Annotated in this window: 13 protein-coding genes; 3 read left to right on the plus strand and 10 right to left on the minus strand. The window is 43.6% G+C overall.

Annotated elements, in window-relative coordinates; all coding sequences use genetic code 11:
• Nucleotides 1-100: 100 nt before the first annotated feature.
• From MSG37_RS19945 to MSG37_RS19965, 5 genes are all read right to left on the minus strand, one after another.
• Nucleotides 101-973 carry an HNH endonuclease signature motif containing protein gene (locus MSG37_RS19945; RefSeq protein ID WP_248472427.1) on the minus strand — a complete coding sequence of 291 codons (873 nt, stop codon included), beginning with the start codon at nucleotides 971-973 and terminating at the stop codon, nucleotides 101-103.
• A gap of 46 nt (nucleotides 974-1,019) precedes the next feature.
• The gene (locus MSG37_RS19950; RefSeq protein WP_248472429.1) at nucleotides 1,020-1,724 is read right to left on the minus strand and encodes a SprT family zinc-dependent metalloprotease; all 705 of its coding nucleotides are present in this window, start codon (nucleotides 1,722-1,724) and stop codon (nucleotides 1,020-1,022) included.
• An 11-nt stretch (nucleotides 1,725-1,735) separates the two neighbouring features.
• A complete protein-coding gene (locus MSG37_RS19955) occupies nucleotides 1,736-5,014 on the minus strand; it encodes an HsdR family type I site-specific deoxyribonuclease (protein WP_248472430.1) in 3,279 nt (1,092 codons plus the stop codon).
• 81 nt (nucleotides 5,015-5,095) lie between these two features.
• A complete protein-coding gene (locus MSG37_RS19960) occupies nucleotides 5,096-5,749 on the minus strand; it encodes a hypothetical protein (RefSeq protein WP_248472431.1) in 654 nt (217 codons plus the stop codon).
• Complete coding sequence (locus tag MSG37_RS19965) at nucleotides 5,742-6,572, minus strand: hypothetical protein (RefSeq protein WP_248472433.1); 831 nt, start codon at nucleotides 6,570-6,572, stop codon at nucleotides 5,742-5,744. The genes MSG37_RS19960 and MSG37_RS19965 overlap by 8 nt, the downstream gene beginning before the upstream one ends.
• Nucleotides 6,573-6,788: 216 nt before the next feature.
• Between MSG37_RS19965 and MSG37_RS19970 the strand changes: the two genes are divergently transcribed.
• Nucleotides 6,789-6,947, plus strand: a complete 159-nt coding sequence (locus MSG37_RS19970; RefSeq protein ID WP_248472434.1) for a hypothetical protein — start codon at nucleotides 6,789-6,791, stop codon at nucleotides 6,945-6,947.
• A gap of 228 nt (nucleotides 6,948-7,175) precedes the next feature.
• Here the strand turns inward: MSG37_RS19970 and MSG37_RS19975 are convergent, their stop codons facing one another.
• The 3 genes from MSG37_RS19975 to MSG37_RS19985 all read right to left on the minus strand — a co-directional run bounded on the left by MSG37_RS19975 (nucleotide 7,176) and on the right by MSG37_RS19985 (nucleotide 11,868).
• Nucleotides 7,176-8,483, minus strand: a complete 1,308-nt coding sequence (locus tag MSG37_RS19975; RefSeq protein WP_248472436.1) for a hypothetical protein — start codon at nucleotides 8,481-8,483, stop codon at nucleotides 7,176-7,178.
• Nucleotides 8,484-8,801: 318 nt separating this feature from the next.
• Complete coding sequence (locus tag MSG37_RS19980) at nucleotides 8,802-10,067, minus strand: restriction endonuclease subunit S (protein ID WP_248472438.1); 1,266 nt, start codon at nucleotides 10,065-10,067, stop codon at nucleotides 8,802-8,804.
• Nucleotides 10,060-11,868, minus strand: a complete 1,809-nt coding sequence (locus tag MSG37_RS19985; RefSeq protein WP_248472439.1) for a type I restriction-modification system subunit M — start codon at nucleotides 11,866-11,868, stop codon at nucleotides 10,060-10,062. The genes MSG37_RS19980 and MSG37_RS19985 overlap by 8 nt, the downstream gene beginning before the upstream one ends.
• Nucleotides 11,869-12,237: 369 nt before the next feature.
• Here MSG37_RS19985 and MSG37_RS19990 point away from each other — a divergent pair, with 369 nt between their 5' ends.
• Entirely contained in the window at nucleotides 12,238-13,560 is a 1,323-nt protein-coding gene (locus tag MSG37_RS19990; protein WP_248472441.1) for an AAA family ATPase, read from the plus strand.
• Between the two features lie 87 nt (nucleotides 13,561-13,647).
• Here the strand turns inward: MSG37_RS19990 and MSG37_RS19995 are convergent, their stop codons facing one another.
• Both MSG37_RS19995 and MSG37_RS20000 read right to left on the minus strand, forming a co-directional pair.
• A complete protein-coding gene (locus MSG37_RS19995; RefSeq protein ID WP_248472443.1) occupies nucleotides 13,648-14,871 on the minus strand; it encodes an integrase arm-type DNA-binding domain-containing protein in 1,224 nt (407 codons plus the stop codon).
• Nucleotides 14,872-15,125: 254 nt separating this feature from the next.
• Entirely contained in the window at nucleotides 15,126-16,454 is a 1,329-nt protein-coding gene (locus tag MSG37_RS20000; RefSeq protein ID WP_248472444.1) for a site-specific integrase, read from the minus strand.
• A 498-nt stretch (nucleotides 16,455-16,952) separates the two neighbouring features.
• Between MSG37_RS20000 and MSG37_RS20005 the strand changes: the two genes are divergently transcribed.
• Nucleotides 16,953-18,485 (plus strand): leucyl aminopeptidase, encoded by a 1,533-nt coding sequence (locus tag MSG37_RS20005; protein WP_248472446.1) that lies wholly within the window; start codon nucleotides 16,953-16,955, stop codon nucleotides 18,483-18,485.
• Nucleotides 18,486-18,558: the final 73 nt, after the last annotated feature.

Here is an 18,558-nt window from a genome sequence, read left to right on the forward strand (position 1 = left end):
GGCGATTAACGCCATGAAAGTGACTTACGAGCAGTTACAAGATTTAGCATTCTAACGAATGTTTGAACTAATTCCGCACAACAAAGTAGGGTTAAACAGCCTAATTTAATTTATCAGCAGTTTGTTTAGCATACCTTTTTGCTAAAGATGCTTTCAATTTCTCTAGTACCTCTGGCGTAGCCAAAGGAAAGTTTATGAGTGCTTTATCTGCTATAACAGCATAAGTAGGGTCATCATTAAGCTCTTCTGCAAGGCAAATGGTTCCATCCCCAGCAATTGTCAGTAACCCAATATCATAAAGGGTATGAATATCAGCTCTTAGGAGTAATCCGTTGCTGACCTCATAATTCGTACCTTGGCAATGCGGGACAATATGAGCAGCTTCTAAAAGTCCTTCTATTCTACAGCCAGTGACAGCGCATTTATTACCATACGCACTCACTAATGCTTGTCGAAAAGCTGGCTGACCACGACGCATTTTGATAGTAGTTTCAACATCTTCTCGCCAATCATGGTTATGTTCATCAGCCTCAGCACTTTGAACCTGCTCTGCATTATCAATAATAACTCGCCTATTACCTGACATTCTTTCCTCAATCTCAGGAATAGATTTTAAAGTATGAAGAAATTTTTTAAGTTCGACTTTTGCCTTATGCAACTCCCCCAACTCAAATCGGTCATCATAAATTTTTACCTTGTCACGCAATTTAGTACTATCAAAGCTTAAGCCAAAGCTACATTTTGCATCTGTAGTGCGCTTGTATATACCGAAAGCAGGCTTATTAGTATTAGAGTCTCCGCCATAAAATCCAAATTTTATCATAGGCTTAGAGCCATACACCCATGTATAAACATCAAAGTCAGGGAAGTCACTCTGAAGAGCATCAATCAATATTGTTAAATTACTCTCTTCCTGAGCAGATAAAGCCTTATTATGCCTAGCTAAAAAATCTATAATCTGTTGCTTCAACATCAGTTTAATTCCTTTTTATTAGTATTCATTGTTAGAAAAATCAAAACTAAACAACCAACTTCCCTGAGTTCACCTTGAGCCACTCTTTGTGCTCGGCGTAATCAGGCATGACTCGCTCTACTTCTTTCCAAAACTTAGGGGAATGGTCGAGCTGTTTCAGATGGCACAGCTCATGGATCACCACGTAATCCACAACACGATTGGGAGCCATTACGATAACCCAATTAAAATCGAGTTCGCCCTTGGGGCTACAGCTACCCCAGCGGCTCTTGAATGTTTTGATACCGATAGATTTAGGCTCTAAGCCCATAACCTTTGAGTAGCGCCTCACCTTCTCTTTAATCTTGCGTAAGGCGTTGAGCTTATACCAACGGATCACAGCATCTCGGACTAAGTTACTGCGCTTCGCACCATCAGGCAGCGTCGCTACTAAGCGCCCTTGGATAAGCTTTACGGGGCTATAGGCTCCTGCTACTACCTTGAGACGATAATTACGCCCTAGATAGGCGTAGGCTTCTCCTGAAACAAACTCTCTATCACTGGCAGGCTTTGACTCTTCATGCAGTGCAACCTTTTGAATTATCCAAAGATACTTGTCAGCCACCAGCTGCTTAATACGCTCAATATCTAATGCTTTAGGTACCACTACAGAAACCAAACCATCATCGACCTTAATCGAGGCTGTTTTGGTTCTGCTGGTACGGACAACATCCACACAGAGTCCTTTAACTTCAACTTGCTCAGGTTTCACTGCCTTCACCGCTACTTATTCCCGAACTCTTTACTTCCGAACTTAGTTTTCGCCAGTTCCATAAAGCGGTCTTGCAAAACACCAACGAGTGCTTTATCACCGAAAGGTTGATCTAACACGGCACGTTTAATCTCTTTCTGCATACGCTTAACTTCATCGCCCTTATTGAAGAAGTCGATGATATCGGTCGCTTCATCGAGCATAGCGACTAAGGTTTGTGTCATTGCTTTAATCGCATCATGAACAGCTTCATCAATCACATCACCGTCACTGACTTGAGTCACTTCTGCCATCAAAATACCGTAGAACGCAAACTCTGTTTCGCTTAAGCCAACATCTTGAGCGGCTTGCTGGTGGGCGCTACTGATATCGCCTGCAAACTCAAAAAGCAGTTCTAGCTGGTGCTCCCACTTACCATGTGTTTTTTCAATAATGTCGCGTAGACGCAAACTCAACGAGCGATAGTATTCAGGGTCTTCATCAAGGTTAATCGTAATGTGGTGCTTAATCGCACTTTCGATTTCTGATGCTTTAGACTCGTCAGACTTAGTAGGCTTAATGCTCTCTTTGAAGTTAGCAGCCAATAGGTCAACGGGTGGGATTTTAGGATCGACTCCGGTACTCAGAATATGCTCATCCACCAGCTGCCTAACTTTCTCACCAACTTCTCGCATATCCAAACCTGCGTCGCGGTACAGGGTTTTAGATGCGTTATGGATTTTACCCAGTAACTTCATATCTGGGATGAAAGGCGCTGCTGCGGCATCAGGTAAAATCACATTAAGCTGCTTGGCAAACTGCTTAAATGCCATATCAAATTGGGCACGAACAGCCTCGTCTTTTAAAAGCAGTACACACTCATCAATATCGCGGCTCTTTACGTCCTTGAGGAAAGACATCGCACGGGTATGCTTAGCCTTTAATTTAGGGATCTCATCTTTCAGGCTTTGAATCGTTCCCTCAACATCCTCACTACTAAACAGATCTAAAGCTTCGGTCAGATGAGTCGCCAAGCCATAATAATCGACGACATAGCCACAGTTTTTACCTTTGTACGTTCGGTTCACACGGGCAATGGCTTGCATCAAAGTATGGTCTTGCAGCTTACGGTCGATATACATTACCTGCGCAATCGGCGCATCGAAGCCCGTTAGCAGCATGTCTTTAACGATAAGAAAGGCGGTATTATCAAACTTCTTATTCTTCTCTTCAGTACCCTGCTTATCGATACCGAAAGGCTTTTTGAAGTTGCTAATAACTTTCTTCTGATGAACCTTATCTGTGTATTTAGCGATATAAGCTTTATCGTTATGGTCGCCAGAGATAATCACTTCAGATGGCGGCGCTCCCAGCTCATCTAAGGTCTGCTTAAAAATGGCTGCCGCATGGCGACTTCCCACCACTATCATGGCTTTAAAACCATCGGGGCGAATATGTTCTCTATAGTGCTTAAGCAGATCGATACACACCCAACGAATACGGGCAGGCGCTTCCCTTACAGCACGTTCTACACCATATTTCTTTTTGATTTCACGCTGCTCTTCTGCAGTGTATTCACCAAAGTATTCTTCAAACAGCTTATCCAGTGACTCCCCTGCAACTTCAGAGATCACTTCACGCCCTTCGTACAACAGTTTAACCGTTGCACCATCTTCTACCGCTTGGTTAATCTTGTATTCATCGATATAACCACCGAAGGCTTGCCCCATCTTCTGGGTCTTGAGTAATGGCGTACCAGTGAAGCCTATCTTTGGCGCATTAGGCAATGCCGCATTGATGGTCATAGCCAAGCCACCAAATTGTGTTCGGTGCGCTTCATCAGCAAGCACAATAATCTTGTCGCTAGGGTTAAGATCGGTAAAACCTGCAGCAACGCCTTTTTGCTTTGCTTGCTCTTTTTCCGTCTCTTTCTCTAAATCGGAGAACTTCTGTACCATGGCAGTAACAAGATCAGAGCTATCCTTCTTAAGCAGCTCTTTCAACTGAGCTACAGAGCCCGCGTTATAGACGGTTTCACCCTGAGCATCACGGAAGGTATTAGAAAGCTGCTCATCAAGCTGAGTACGATCGGTAATAAACACCAACTTGTATTGTTTAAGCTCTGGGTCACGGCGCATCTTCACCGCTAGCATCACCATAGTGAGCGATTTACCACTACCTTGAGTGTGCCAAACAACGCCAGACTTCTCTTTTCTATCAGTACCACTCTTAAGGCGCTCGATGACCTTGTTCACTGCACGATATTGTTGATAACGCGCCACCTTCTTAATCATGCGACCATCATCAGTTTCAAACAGAATGAAGTTTTGCAGAATATCGAGAAAGTTAGCCGTGCTGAACATACCCGCAAGTAATCGCTGCTGCGCAGTCACATGGGTTAGAGCTTCATAGCTAGCTGGTGGCTTGTCGTACTGAGCTAATGACTGTTGATATTGCGCAGAAGGCTCTTGATACTGAGCTAATGGCTCTGCCACTTGCTGCAGTTCTGCTACAGCATTAGATAAAGCATCTTCAGGTAGCTCAATCTCAATACGGAAATGCAAACCTATTACGTTACTCTGCAATAATTGCTGCGAGAGCTGTTCATCAGCTATTTGTTTATCAGAGAAGGGGAAAGCATCATTCCAATCGCCATAATGCTGTGCACTTGAGCTGATGGTGCCAACTTTAGCTTGATCACGACAGGTCGACACCATGAGCTGGTTATACCAAAACAGTTTTTCAGCGCCTTCATCATCTTCACTATGGCGCAAGTTTGCATAACGACGTAACTGATCGATCCCCTCACTCATCGGGCTTGAGATATAAGGTGACTTACACTCAATCACTGCAAGTGGGATACCATTAACAAAGCAGATAATGTCGGGAATGATTTTCTGATTAACGCCTTCAATCTTGAACTGGTTGGTACAGATAAACTCGTTGTTTTCTGGTCGCTCAAAGTCCACCAGCTTAACCGTTTGCCCTTTACGTCCCTTACCTAAGTCCTGCTCTACCGATAGGTAGCTCACCAAGGTTTGATAAAAGCTGTGGTTGTACTCCATTAAAGCGGCGCAGTTTGGATGAGTGACTTCACGCGAGACCTTGCGTAGGTTCTCATCACTTATCCAAGGGTTAATCCGTTTTATGGCAGCCTCAAGACGCTTAACTAACACCACATCGCGTAGGTAAGTTCGCTCTGCATTGATGTGCTCAGGCGACAGCGCCTTACCTTGAATATAGCGCCAGCCTAAGCTCACTAACTGCTCAATAGCTGGTGCTTCTACTTTGTTAAATTCATCTTGATTCATTTATAAAACTCAAAATATGGGGCTAGAGTTTGCAAGCGAATGCTAAACAGTTATCGAGCAATGGTGCTGCAACTACTGGGACTAACTAATAGCCTGCGCATGCTGTAAAGCCTTATCTCGACATACAGCCAGTTTATCAGTCAGTTCTTGAATTCCCTTTTCTGTAATTAATTGCGAAATAGGAAGCTCTACACCACAAGAAACTACTGGATAGCCGCCAACATCTTTAGCAACTATAGGTTCTGCATTTAAGGCTACATATTCAGGATGAGGACAAGGGTTCCAAACGTTATAATACCAATTCGTATCCACTTCCTTGAATGGTGTAAAAACACCAACCCTGATAATGGAATCTGCATCCTCTACACTCATAGGCAAAGATAAGCCATCGGCTTCAACGTTATTCATTTCTTCACTAGAAACACCTGTATCAGAGATAACCCAAAAAGAAATCAGGTACTCCCCCATTCTCAACTTATTTACGTCCTCTACTTTTTTGAAAGTATAATAAGTCGAAATCCCCGGCAACATGTCCCACTTCCATGCATCAAATGGGCTGCTCGTTAGCTGTTTTGGACGGTCAAACTCTCTTGGTAGCCAGAAATAAAAGTCAACGCCTAATGGGCTAGCAACACGCTCTATGCTCGGTAACAAACGTTGATAGTAAGATGCCAACAAACGATGGGCAGATCTAATCTGGGTAAATAATGATTCGGTTTGCTCTTGTTCAGTCATTTTTATTAATCATCCATGTTTTTATAAGAGTTAAATCGATATTAGGAAAGGCGTGTTCAACCAATAATTGTTGGTTCGAAGTGCAAGGCTTCCCCCTATTCGTCTTGGAAAGCGTTTTATGTGTAAGCATTAATTTAGGTAGTGTATTGTTAAGTAAATCTTCCCACTTAAACTCAGAAATTTTTAAGCCGTATAAACCGAGAGCTTTAAGCATATCTGCAATTACTCGCTTATCGCGAATACAGACTCTTTCACCGTCTTGCAGTTGCAATTCAATCAACTGATTAACAATATCCTGCCAAGAGATAGTTCCGATACTATTAAGTAAACTAAAATCCTCGAATAATTGAGCTTTCCATTGCTCAACACCCGATACATGAACCCGTCCTACAGCTAAGAAGTACAGCGGTTTACCTCGGTTTTCCTCGACTTGCAGGAATGACTCTATCTCTTTTTTCCATTGACCAAAGTATTGATCTCCACCAGCTGGTGGCTTGACCTCAACGATGATATTGCATTGGTCAAAGTGGATGATCAAGTCGGGTTCGACTTGGTTACTGCCAGCCCCATGTTCATGAGTAAATCGAGGCCAATAAGTAATCCCTTCAAACTCACCAAAGCTAACTGGGGTCGCCCCATGGGAGTTCGCGAAGCATTGATTTAACAGGTAGTTCTGCAAGCAGGCAGACAAATAAGCAAAGCGTTCAAATATCGTGGAGGTAAGCAGATCTTCACGGGCTTTAAATAAGCTAGACCAGCTGACCGACTCACCTTCATTGTGATCAATGCGCCCAGCCTTACCGTGCAGAATCGCTTTTAGCATATGAATAGTCCCTTAACTTCAATTCCTTATTATCGATAAGCAATATTACACACAGTTCAACACCGAGAAAGCTAAACAGCTCTCAGGATTTTAAAAACTTTCAAATAATTGCAATTTGGAATTTTTGATACCTGCAAAACAAAAAACGTCTTAGATACTATCTTTCTCGTTGGCAGAGGCTTCTACCAACGTCACTTTTAATATTGGAGATACAAAATGAGTAATAACAAAACCCCAATGACTGCCGACGCTGCCCGTCGAATTCAAAGCGAAACAGCAAAGCAAAATGGTGGAAGAGTGCCTAAAGGTAGCTTTGCAGCAAGAGCTATCAGTGCAGCAGCAAGAAATGAAAATGCACTAAAGGGAGGTAAGTAACATGGCTAAGCATGACGATGATAACCATAGCGACCAACTGAACCCTAATAACGATGCATATTGGCAGAGTCGCGGCGAAGATGAACGCCCTGAAGATTGGCAAGAGCAGCTAGATAAGTAACGCTCTGTCACACAGACTGAACGACTATAAGTCGGGATTTCAGCCGCTAATATTAAATAATAGCGGCTTTTATCCGAGTAGCAGTCTGTAGGCTAACTTTTAGCTCTCTATACAGGTTGTCGCTTTTTAATCAGCAGCAACTCTCGCTCAACGCAGCGTAAGTAGTAATTAGGATATTGAGCTAAGACCTGTTTCAATATCTTATCAAGTTCTACCGTTGTGGATTCAGCCACTTTATACTGCTGTTTAAAGAGAGTGATTTGTCTATCTAACCCTAAGGCGATACGAGCATACTCATTGAGTAACAATAGTGAGTCCATATCATCAGTACCAACGAGGTTTTGGAAAAAGTGCAATAACTTCTTATTTGAAATAGAACCCTTACCGCTACGCCACTTTTTCAAGCGGTCATACTGTTCCTCAATTTCATCCGAGCTCTCGCCCTCAATATCAATAAAGCTTGCCATCCATCGCCAATTTACCTCGCCAAGCTGAATGCCATAAACCCGCTTTAACTCATGCAAAAAACCATCAAAACAGTTTTTAGCGATGCCATCGGTGTAGAACAATATTCCACGAGTTAATAGTCCATTAGGCTTAGTCACAACTTCAATATCTGTACTAGCCGATAAAGTATGACCCACTTCGTAACTTGCAATAGCTGCCAAATAAAAATCAAATTGCATTTCAGCAAAGCAACGAAAGACCGCTAACTCTGTTTGTTTATCTCTGATTGTCTGTGCTTGACTTTGCAGCAATACCTCGCAGTAACACTCCCAAGTAGCATTATCAATCTCAGAGTTCGCCAACCAAAACGGGGCTTGTATCGCCAACATATCCGCTAAACTTAGCCCTTCAAGTCCATATTCTTCTATTCGACACTTAGCTAAATTCAAGCAATCCAAGTCAGCCCTACAGCGCTGAGTAATAAACTTAAGCAGCGGCGTAAAAGCGGTAAACTCATCTGTGCTATTTGCTTGCTTCATCTGAACTGCGTTATTAACGCCAAAATACCAACCAGCAGCATTCGAGTTCACCAGCATACTTTCAATCAACTGCTTTTCAGAAAAGACAGCATCCTTAGTAATCACTTGCAGCACTAGCTCAGTGACCCACTCTATTAGCTTTGTGGCACTAGGAAGTCCAACACCTTCTTTCGTCAGTTTATGGCGACTACTGGGTTTGATGTTAAGTGGCAGTTTTAAGTGTTTTTCAGCAGATTCAATACCGAATAGCGTTGGGTTCTTGACCCCTAAAAGCTTTAACGCAGCATCTAGAGGTGGCAAGAAGAAGTCATTGAAATTTCCAGTTGAAAATACAACGTGCTGACTTGTTTGCTGCTCTGCTTTGAATTGTTCAAATGAATGACTGTAGAGTGCTGACAACGATTGTTGCGGTAAAGCATCCTTGCTCATGGTTATCCTTTGTTATGTACTGTTGTTTTTATCTAGCTATTTTTAGCCTGTTATTTCTATCCAACGATTTCTACCCAGCTATTTCTCTCCAACTAAGTGCGCAGTCCCTAGACTCTCGACACTTTCGACATAAGCGACAGCCTATTCCGTGACTGTAAGCTTGATAGCGCTTTACCCAAGCTCATTAAAGACCGAATTAAAGACTGAGTTAAAAACCGAATTAGAGGCCAAAGTAGAGAAAGCTACCAGCGGCTGTTTACGAAGAACTTACGAATAGAGCGCTCATAGGCTGCGCTCTATTCGTGCTAGCTGTTGTCGTCAATCGAGCTTGACTCGCACCTTTCCCGTAAGCAGATCTTGCATCAGGGCTTTTTTGGTGTTTTGAATCTTGGATAGCTTTAGATTCAATATGTTCAGCCGACCATCTATTGCTTCCAATGATTTTGATATTTGGATCTGTTCAAATAAAGGTGGAACAGGAATAACAAAAGGATTCAAAATATCTAAATTAATGTTTTTCTGTGCGGTCTGAGGAGCAAGTAAATCAAGCTCACCTTTTAGATATCTCATGACATACAAAACATACATCGAATCAGCTTTGATAGGATTCACTTTAATCCCAACTAAACTATCAGGAAAGGATGAATCAAACTCAAGAATCCCTATCTCACCAATTGTCGCAGCAATAGTTATAACTAGAGTTCCTGCAGGAAATAGTTTACTAACACGCAACCCTTTCTCGTTTAAAGTTTGACTAAACTTTGTGATATATGGACTTTCTTTAGGTATATCGCCTGTTTGCAAAAATGGAATATCCCCATTATAAAAAGCAGGATCATTCCTCGGTCGATGTGAGAACCGCCCCCTTTCTAATTTTGCAACCTTCGATAACGGCAAAACCTCCCAGCTCTTGGGGATTCTGCCGACGGGTGAGTCTTTGAACTCGGTATGCGGGATGTAACTCTCTCCATCGCCAGTGCCTTGCTTAGTGCCAACACCATTCGTTAGCAGCTCTTGCATCATCGCGGTTTTAAGGTCTTTAAGCTTATCAATTTGCGCTTGGGTCTTTTCAATCACCTCATCCACTGACGTCAAAATCGCAGCAATCTTTTGCTGTTCAGGGAGTGGGGGGAGTAAGCACAACAAATCAGAAACTATGCTGGTGTTAAGATTTCCCTGCGTTCCAGATTGGCGCTGACTAGCTAAAAAGCTTTCTTTACTAGACAAAAAGTAATACCAAAACTCACGGTCTATAGAGCAATCTAAGTCATGAAACCAGACAAATCCATCGTGTACACAAGCATCTACATTGATGATAATTGGACGTCCAATAGTTGCACATATACTTAGAACAACCTCACCTTTGGCGATTTGAACGCTTTTACGAACTCCTTCATTTGATAAATATTGAGTAGTTTTTCTCAAATACTTACGGGAGGATGTAACATCAGATATACGAACCCAACCAACATCCCCTCCCCACCACTTGGGGTCTTTTATTGGGCGTGGGGATGCCCCCCTTTTGACATTAGATAACTCGCCAACAGTTTTAACACGCCAACCTTCAGGAACCAAGTTACTCATAACCCAGCTCCTTCAGGTAACTTTGCATCACTTGCTCTGCCTCGGCTACTTCAGCATCAAGCTGATGCAGTGATACTTGGTACTTGTCCCACCAGCGCTCTAGCTGACTAATGATAGTAGCCGCAGGCGCTTGCTCACCCAATACAAGAGCCGTCGCGGACGCTTGCTCTGGGCTCTCTATTCGCTCAATACTCTCGATCTGCTCAAGGCTGTTTTCAACAAGCGGGCGGATCTGTTCTTTGGTCTCGATTTCGGCTTTAAATGCGTAATAGCCATCATTAGCTTTATCGAACACAGCCGAGACATCGAAGCCTTTGAGGATCTCTTGCTGAATGTACTCATCTTCCACTTCACGTACTGGAATACCGCCGTGCAGTATGGCTCGTACATCGAAGATCTCCACTGGTGGCGAGGTGTCGGCATAGCGGCGAATGTTGAGGTTGTAATCGTTATCGGCGATTTCAGATAGCTCAACCACTTTTGAGTAGCGTGACTGCTCAGTGTAGTTGTCAAAGGTTTCAACAATCTTGGCGATATCTTGTGGGCGCAGTTTGTTTTGGTTCTTGCCCTCTTCAAACTCAAGCTCACTGTTGATGAACAGCACCTTGCCTTTGCGCTCGCTTGGCTTTTGCTTATTGATTATTAGCAAACACGCAGGAATGCCTGTGCCGTAGAATAAACCCGATGGTAGACCGACAACCGCTTCAAGTAGGTCATCTTGTAATATGCCTTGACGAATGGCTTTCTCGCTTGAGCCACGGAATAACACCCCATGCGGCATGACTACGCCCACCATACCTTCGCTGTTGGTACTGGCTATCATGTGCTGCACGAAAGCTAAGTCACCTGCATCTTTTGGTGGTGTGCCATAAGGGAAGCGACCAAAACCATCATTGTCGCATTCATCCTTGCCCCACTTTTTAAGTGAGAAAGGTGGGTTAGCAATAACGCGGTCAAAGTGCATTAGCTCGCCACCTTGGGTGTGCTTAGGTTCGCGCAGGGTATCGCCCTTACGAATGTCGGCACTGTGCACCCCATGCAGGAACATGTTCATCTTACAGATTGCCCATGTGTTCAGGTTCATCTCTTGCCCAAACAGTGACAAGTTAGCCGCATTCTCACCATGGCTAGCAAGGTAGTTACGAGTTTGCACTAGCATACCGCCCGAACCTGAGGTTGGGTCGTAAATACGCATACCCGCATGTGGCTTAAGCAGTGCCACCAGCAGCTGTACGACTTCAGATGGGGTATAGAACTCGCCGCCCTTTTTACCCGCGCTGTCGGCAAACATCTTAATCAGATATTCGTAAGCCGTACCCAGCATATCTGGGCGCTCAAAGTCGGCATTACGTAAACGGTGTTTATTAAAGTGCGATAACAGGTCTTGCAGCTTCTTATCTGACAGCTTGTTTTTAATGTTGAAGTCGATAGTGACTAACACGCCTTCAAGGCTTGAGTTGTGTTCTTCAATCGCTTCGGCTGCAGTGTTCAGCGCCTCACCAATGTTGTGCTTTAAATCTTTTAGCGCAGACCAACGGGCATTAGCAGGCATGAAGAAGGTATTGTCGTACTCATCTTCATCTTCACTGAGCTCTTCGGCTTGTTCTAGTGACTTACCTTTATCGAGGTAATACTGCACTACTTTTTCACGCTCTTCATCGAACGCATCAGACAGACGCTTAAGGAACATCATGCCGAAGATGTAGTCTTTAAATTCAGACGCATCCATATTGCCACGCAAGATATCAGCGGTTTCCCATAAGAAAGATTCAAGCGTTTGAAGAGTGAGTTTGTTAGTCATTGAGCTGCCTTAACATAGAGCCATAAGCCTGCATGGGTTAGGTACGTTTACCTACCCCATACTTAAACTGTGTATTGCGGCAGATTCTACGGTGTTGTTGCTGGTGGAGCAATCAAGCTTGCTTAGTTGTTTGACGGTTAGCTGAAATTGTCAGTCTCACATATACGACCAACGCGACGAGCCCTTATAACTCTATCGCCTTATTTGACTCAAATGATCTATACCCATACCCACCTCCATAACCGCCGCACTTTTAAGCGCTAAAAAAATCACTAAAACACACTTTTATGCGCATAAAAGTGTGAAAACTTGCATTTTAATGCGCATTAAAGTGTAATTGGAATACGCTTTGATATTGGAATAATGGTCATGCAAAGGTTACTACTCGATAAACTACTACAGTGGAAAGGCAAGAGTGAGCGTAAACCCTTATTGATTGATGGTGCTCGCCAAACAGGTAAAACTTATCTGCTGCAAACTCTGTTAGGCGAAACGTTTGAACAGGTTTTACGCATTGATTTTCTTGAGTCGCCAGAGATGGCTGAGGCTTTTGCTGAATCACTTAGCCCTAGCGACGTTATTTCAAATATTGAGTTACTAACTGGTGAGACTTTCAACCCAGAAACCCACTTGCTAATTTTAGATGAAATCGGCGAATGTCCTCGCGCCGTTACAGCGCTAAAATACTTTGCTGAAAAAGCATCGCATATGTTCGTTGCTGCTAGTGGCTCAAATATCGGCTTACTTAATACTTTCCCCGTGGGTAAAGTTGAGCAACATAACCTTCGACCACTCACTTTTCATGAGTTCTTAATCGCTTCTAATGAAGCACCACTGATTAAAGCGTTTGAAGCACAAGCGAGTACATCGGTCGCCCACACTAAACTCTTCGACAAACTCACCGACTACTATTTCACTGGCGGTATGCCTGAGGCTGTTAGCACTTGGTTTACGATGGCTGACAATAGTATTTTGAAGCGTGTTGAGGCGGTGACAGATATCCAAGCCGATTTGATTTCGGGCTATCAACGAGACTTTGGCAAGTACTCAGGCAAAGTTGATACAGGACTCATTGAGGCGGTATTTAATAATGTGCCTTCTCAGTTATCTGCTGTAATAGACGAATCTGTGAAACGCTTTAAGTTTAAAGGCGTTCATGAGCGAAAATCTCGCTATGGTGAACTAGAAAGTGCCATTACTTGGTTAGATAAATGCCGATTAGTATTGAAAAACTACCCTATAGAGGGCGCACCTAAAAGTCCGTTAGCTGCTTATAAAAAAGAAAATATGCTCAAACTATTTATGTTTGATGTCGGGCTACTCAATCACATGCTTGGCGTTAGCTATAAAGAAGTGAAGCAACAAGGCTATGAGTATAAGGGCTATGTTGCTGAAAACTTTGTTCAACAAGAGTTTGCAGCCCAAGGTATCGACCCAACATATTCATGGGGTGATGCACGAGCTGAAATAGAGTTTATTATCGCTGATGATGAAGGCCGCATTGTGCCTATTGAGGTTAAAAGCGGTAAACGCACTAGAGCGAGGTCACTGGAGTCCTATATTGGCAAATGTCAGCCGCATAAAACGATTAAGCTAACAGGGACTCAGGGCTCACCAGCTACCGAGCAAGTTAACCTAGTCATCCCTCTTTATTTTGCAGAGTTTGCCGTTAATAAACACCTAAAGAGTTAAAGGTGATCTTTAACTTAGTATCTAAATTGAACTCTTGAATAAGTGTTAATGATTAGTCACCACGCCCAAGTGACTAATCCTAACCGCTTAGCACGCCTTTACGAAATCTATCTCCACCACGTTATCAATGGGATTTGCCAGTCTATCTAACCACTCACACCACATATCCAGTGCCGCTGCCGATTGCTTAAGGTATTTGCTGTGGTTGTAATGCCTCTCTGAGCCCTTAATCACATGGCCTATCAACTTATCCACTACTCGTGAGTCGACCTCAAGGTCATTTAGGATGGTTGAAAAAGTGCTTCTTATGTCATGCAGTGTCCATCGCTCCCTGTGTTTTAACTTATTACAAATCTTACCGCCTGAACCACTTACGCTGACATCTTCTCTCAACTCACCTAATAGATAGCCTTGTTTGGTATTGCGCTTAATCAGTAACGCAATAACAGGCTTTATTTGCTGCGGTATCGGCCTAACAATCACTAAGCCCGTTTTACTGTGCTGTTTTGGTACAGTCCATAAGTCATTACCTAAATCCCATTCATCGATAGTTGAGAGCCTAACCTCCTGCGTGCGTGCACCAAATACGATTAACAACAAGCACAGGTAGCGCATATAGAAGGAGCCTTTGCGCCCATGACTCCACTGCAATATATCCTTCAGTTCACTATATGAAAGCACCCTATCTTTTATTGCTGCTTTTTTACCTACATCCCCCACCACAAGGTCATCCAATGCATGAGTGATTGCATATCCTCGAACTCGACAGAACTTTAATGCTTGTTTGCAGGCTTGCAATATTTGCCCCGCAGCAACAGCTGCAGGCTTTTGCACACCTTCAATGCCAACGCTAATACGATCAAAACACTCAAGCCAATGGGTTATTTGGGTTTGTTCTAAAGGGTAATGACCTATGTAAGGGTAAATATGCTTGTTAAATTGAGATTGTGTTTTCTTAAAGCTCACTCTCTTCACTCGCGCATATTTTTCAATCCAATACTCCAAAGCGTCTTTAACCGTCACAGGCTCTAGCGTTTTATCTCTCGCCATTTCACGCGCAACTTTAGGGTCATGACCACCAGCTAACCAAGCTCTGCATTTATCTCTTTCATCCCTAGCTTGTTTGAGGGACAAATCAGGGTAATAACCTAAATCTATACGCTTATTCTTACCTTTAATTTTATAGCGAAACTGGAATCGTATACGCCCTTGTTTAGAGACTCGAACACCTAGCCCTTGTCCGTCACTTTTCTCTTTAATCACCGCTTGAGACTTTCCATTCATGGAGCGCAAATGTGTTTCGTGTAGCATGATTATCCAGCTGATATTACAGGGGGTAAATCACTTACCCCAACAACCTAAATATGAGCGAATATAAGCATAAGGAACAAGCCTACCCAATAGCTAGAGGGGGCGTAAAATCCTCATCAGTGTGGATAAGTAGTAAATAATAAATATAAACAGAGACCTATAAAAACCAGTGAAAACAGCGTTTTGTTATCTGGTTCACACAATGCAGAGAGGAGATGACGCAGCAGAAGAGAGTTAGCTTGGAAAGTGAAGCCCTAGCCGTACCTTGCAGAGCCAATGAGTACGACATTATCAGCAGGATTGACCAACAGCTCTAACCACTCGCACCACATATTAAGTGCTGCTAATTTTTCTGGTAGATATTGGCTGCGATTATAGATAGACATCACCCCGCCTAGAGAGTGACCTAGTAGCTGTTCAACCACGTAGGGCGCTACACTCAAATCGTTCAGTTTGGTCGTGAAGGTTCTTCGTAAATCATGCAATGACCAAGACTCTTTATGCTTAAGGCGTTTGTGGATTAAGCTACCCGCACCGCTAACGGACTCACCACTTTTAAGCTCGCCAAGCAGATAACCCGTATCACCATGGCGTTTATATAAAAACTCGATAATTGGCTTAACTTTAGCGGGAATAGGCCTAACAATTACCGTATTGGTCTTGCTATGCGCTTTAGGCACTGTCCATAGATTTAGCTCTAAGTCCCATTCATCAAAAGTCGATAACCTTAGCTCTTGTGTGCGAGCCCCAAAAATAATGAGTAAACGACATAGGTAGCGCATATAAAAGGTGCCTTTACGGTTTGCAATTGAGCTCATCAAGTCGTACAACTCAACATCGGTCAGCACTCGATCTTTCTTCCTTTGCTTTTTACCCACATCGCTAGCAATCAAATCATCCAGTTCACGACTAATGGCATAGCGCCTTACTCGACAAAAGCGTAATGCTTGTTTGGCATTTTGTAGAATTTGCCCAGCAGCGACAGGCGCGGGCTTTTGTCTACCAGCAATGCCACGTCGAATACGGTCAAAACAATCAATCCAGTGGCGAGTCTCTGTCTGCTCTAATGGGAAGTGGCCAATATAGGGATAAATGTGCTTTTCAAATTGGGCGATATTTCTGTCGACATTAGCGCGATTATCTCTAGCGTAATTCTCAATCCAATACTCTAGCGCTTGCTTAACGGTCACTGGCGTTAGCGTTTTCTCTCTACCCATGCAGCGCTTTATTTTAGGGTCATGGCCTTCAGCCAACCAAGAGCGGCACTCATCAGCAACATCCCTAGCATGCCTGAGTGATAAATCTGGGTAAGCGCCAATATCCATGCGCTTATTTTTGCCATTGATTTTGTAACGGTACTGGAAACGAATCTTCCCTAGTTTAGACACTCGCACACCTAAACCTTTACCATCGGCAAGCTCGATAGATTGAGGTTGATGCTTGCCATTTAGTGCCCGCAAACTCGTTTCGTACAGCATGATATTTCGGCTCATTTGGGTGGGAATACGGCCAATTCCATGTACCCCCATATGTACCCCCATGTAACCATAGGAACCAAAACCCACCAATACCAATGAAGACACGAAATCAGCTTTAGCTATTGATAAATAAGAAAAAATATCGCGACAAAAGACAATTAAAAACCACTCAAAACAGCCCGTCGTACTCTACGGCATGAACTAAGACTAACGTCTTAACTTGCTGTATTAAAACGGGCTCTCAAGTAATTGAGAGCCCGTTTTGCTTTTATATGTACCCCCATATGTACTCCGCTATCTCTATTGCCTCTATCAAAAATCACATTCATTCCATTTGTAAATCAAGCAAATAAACCTCAAACCATGCAACGCTTTCAGCTTCGGCTAATTTTCACCTTGTAGACTCGCAAACCATGTGACAATTTCTAACAAGTTTTAACTTAGTTGTTAACTCGAAAAGTGATAAATTTCACCACCCGCCGCGACTCAACAAAGCATGAGCACGGCCAAAGTGCAGATTGAAGAATCAGTATCATTACAACAATTAAAGCTGCGGCATATTTGCAAACATGACCGCAGAACTAAATCCCGATAGAGGACATTATGCTAACTAAGAAAACCCTACTAAGCAGTGCATTAAGCCTAGGTCTATTAACCAGCTTCTCTGCAAATGCTGAGACATTTGATTTTGTCGAAAAGCAAGCTAACAACATCGACACCTTAGTGGTCTTCCAAGCGGGCGAACAAGCATCAAGCGCGCTTAACAAGCTAGACAAACAATCAAAGCAGCAAATTAGCAATGCGCTAGCCTTGCAAGAGTTCACTGGCGAAAAGAAACAAATCGTAGAGATTTTAATGCCTACAGGTATTGATGCTAAGCGCCTTGTGGTTATCGGCGTGGGTGAGCAAGCAGAGCTGACTCCAGGTGAAGTGAATAAGCTCGGTGCGGAAATCACAGCTCATTTCAACGGTATTGAAGTCAAAGACATTCAAGTATTAACCGATGGCATTAGCGATGCCACCAGCAACGCCAGCTTCGCAGCAGAGCTTGCTCACGGCATTAACCTGCGCGCTTACAAGTTCGATAAATACTTTTCAGAGAAAAAGCCTACCGAAAAGAACTACATCATCGCTGTCGACGAAGCGCAAGACACTGACAAGCTCTACACTCAGCTAGCAGCGATTGAGCAAGGTGTATTCTTAGCCCGCGATTTAACCTCTGAAACACCAACTGAGATGACACCGGTAGACTTTGCCAATGCGGCAAAGGAGCTTAAAAAGCTCGGCGTTAAAATTACCATTCTTGAGCCTAAGAAAATCGCCAAACTAGGTATGGGTGCACTGCATGCGGTTGGCCGTGGTTCTCTAGAAGGCTCTCGCCTCGTAGTTGCCCACTGGGAAGGCAATGACGATGCGCCTATCGCGCTTGTCGGTAAAGGCATCACGTTCGACTCTGGTGGTTACAACATTAAGGCATCTGGCGACTCTATCTCGCGTATGAAGTCAGATATGGCTGGTGCGGCTGCAGTGCTAGGTGCAGTTAAGGCTATGGCGCTGCAAAAAGCTGATGTAAACGTGGTCGCTGTAATGCCAATGGCAGCCAACATGGTATCTGAAACCGCACTCGCTCCAGGCGATGTATTGATGACTGCTGAAGGCTTAAGCGTTGAAGTGCTTAATACTGACGCTGAAGGCCGTTTAATCTTAGCCGATGGCATGTGGTATGCCCGTGAATACTATAAGCCACAAGTGATGGTTGATGTTGCAACACTTACCGGCTCTAAGGTGCGTGCACTCGGTAAACGCTACACAGCGGTATTTAGTGAAGATGATACTCTAGTCGATGAACTCACTTTCTCAGGCAAAGCGGTTGATGAAAAACTATGGCGCTTGCCACTTGCCTACGATGACTTACTAAAAAGCCCAATTGCAGATCTAAAGAACGCCGGCTTTGGCGGCCCGGGGGCTACTACAGCTGCGGTATTCTTACAACAGTTCACTGGTGATACTAAGTGGGCGCATTTAGATATTGCTGGTAGTGCATTAGCGGCAAAAGATGTGGGTGTGACTCCAGCAGGCGGCACAGGTCACGGTGTACGCTTACTTAGCAACTGGCTGATGACCCAAAGCAAATAAGCTTTTGGTACGACATCTATAACTTAGATGATAGCAAGTCATAAAAAGCCCTGCAGATGCAGGGCTTTTGTTT

It is taken from the genome of Shewanella sp. 1CM18E, assembly GCF_023161665.1.
In the GTDB taxonomy this organism is placed as follows: Bacteria; Pseudomonadota; Gammaproteobacteria; order Enterobacterales; family Shewanellaceae; genus Shewanella.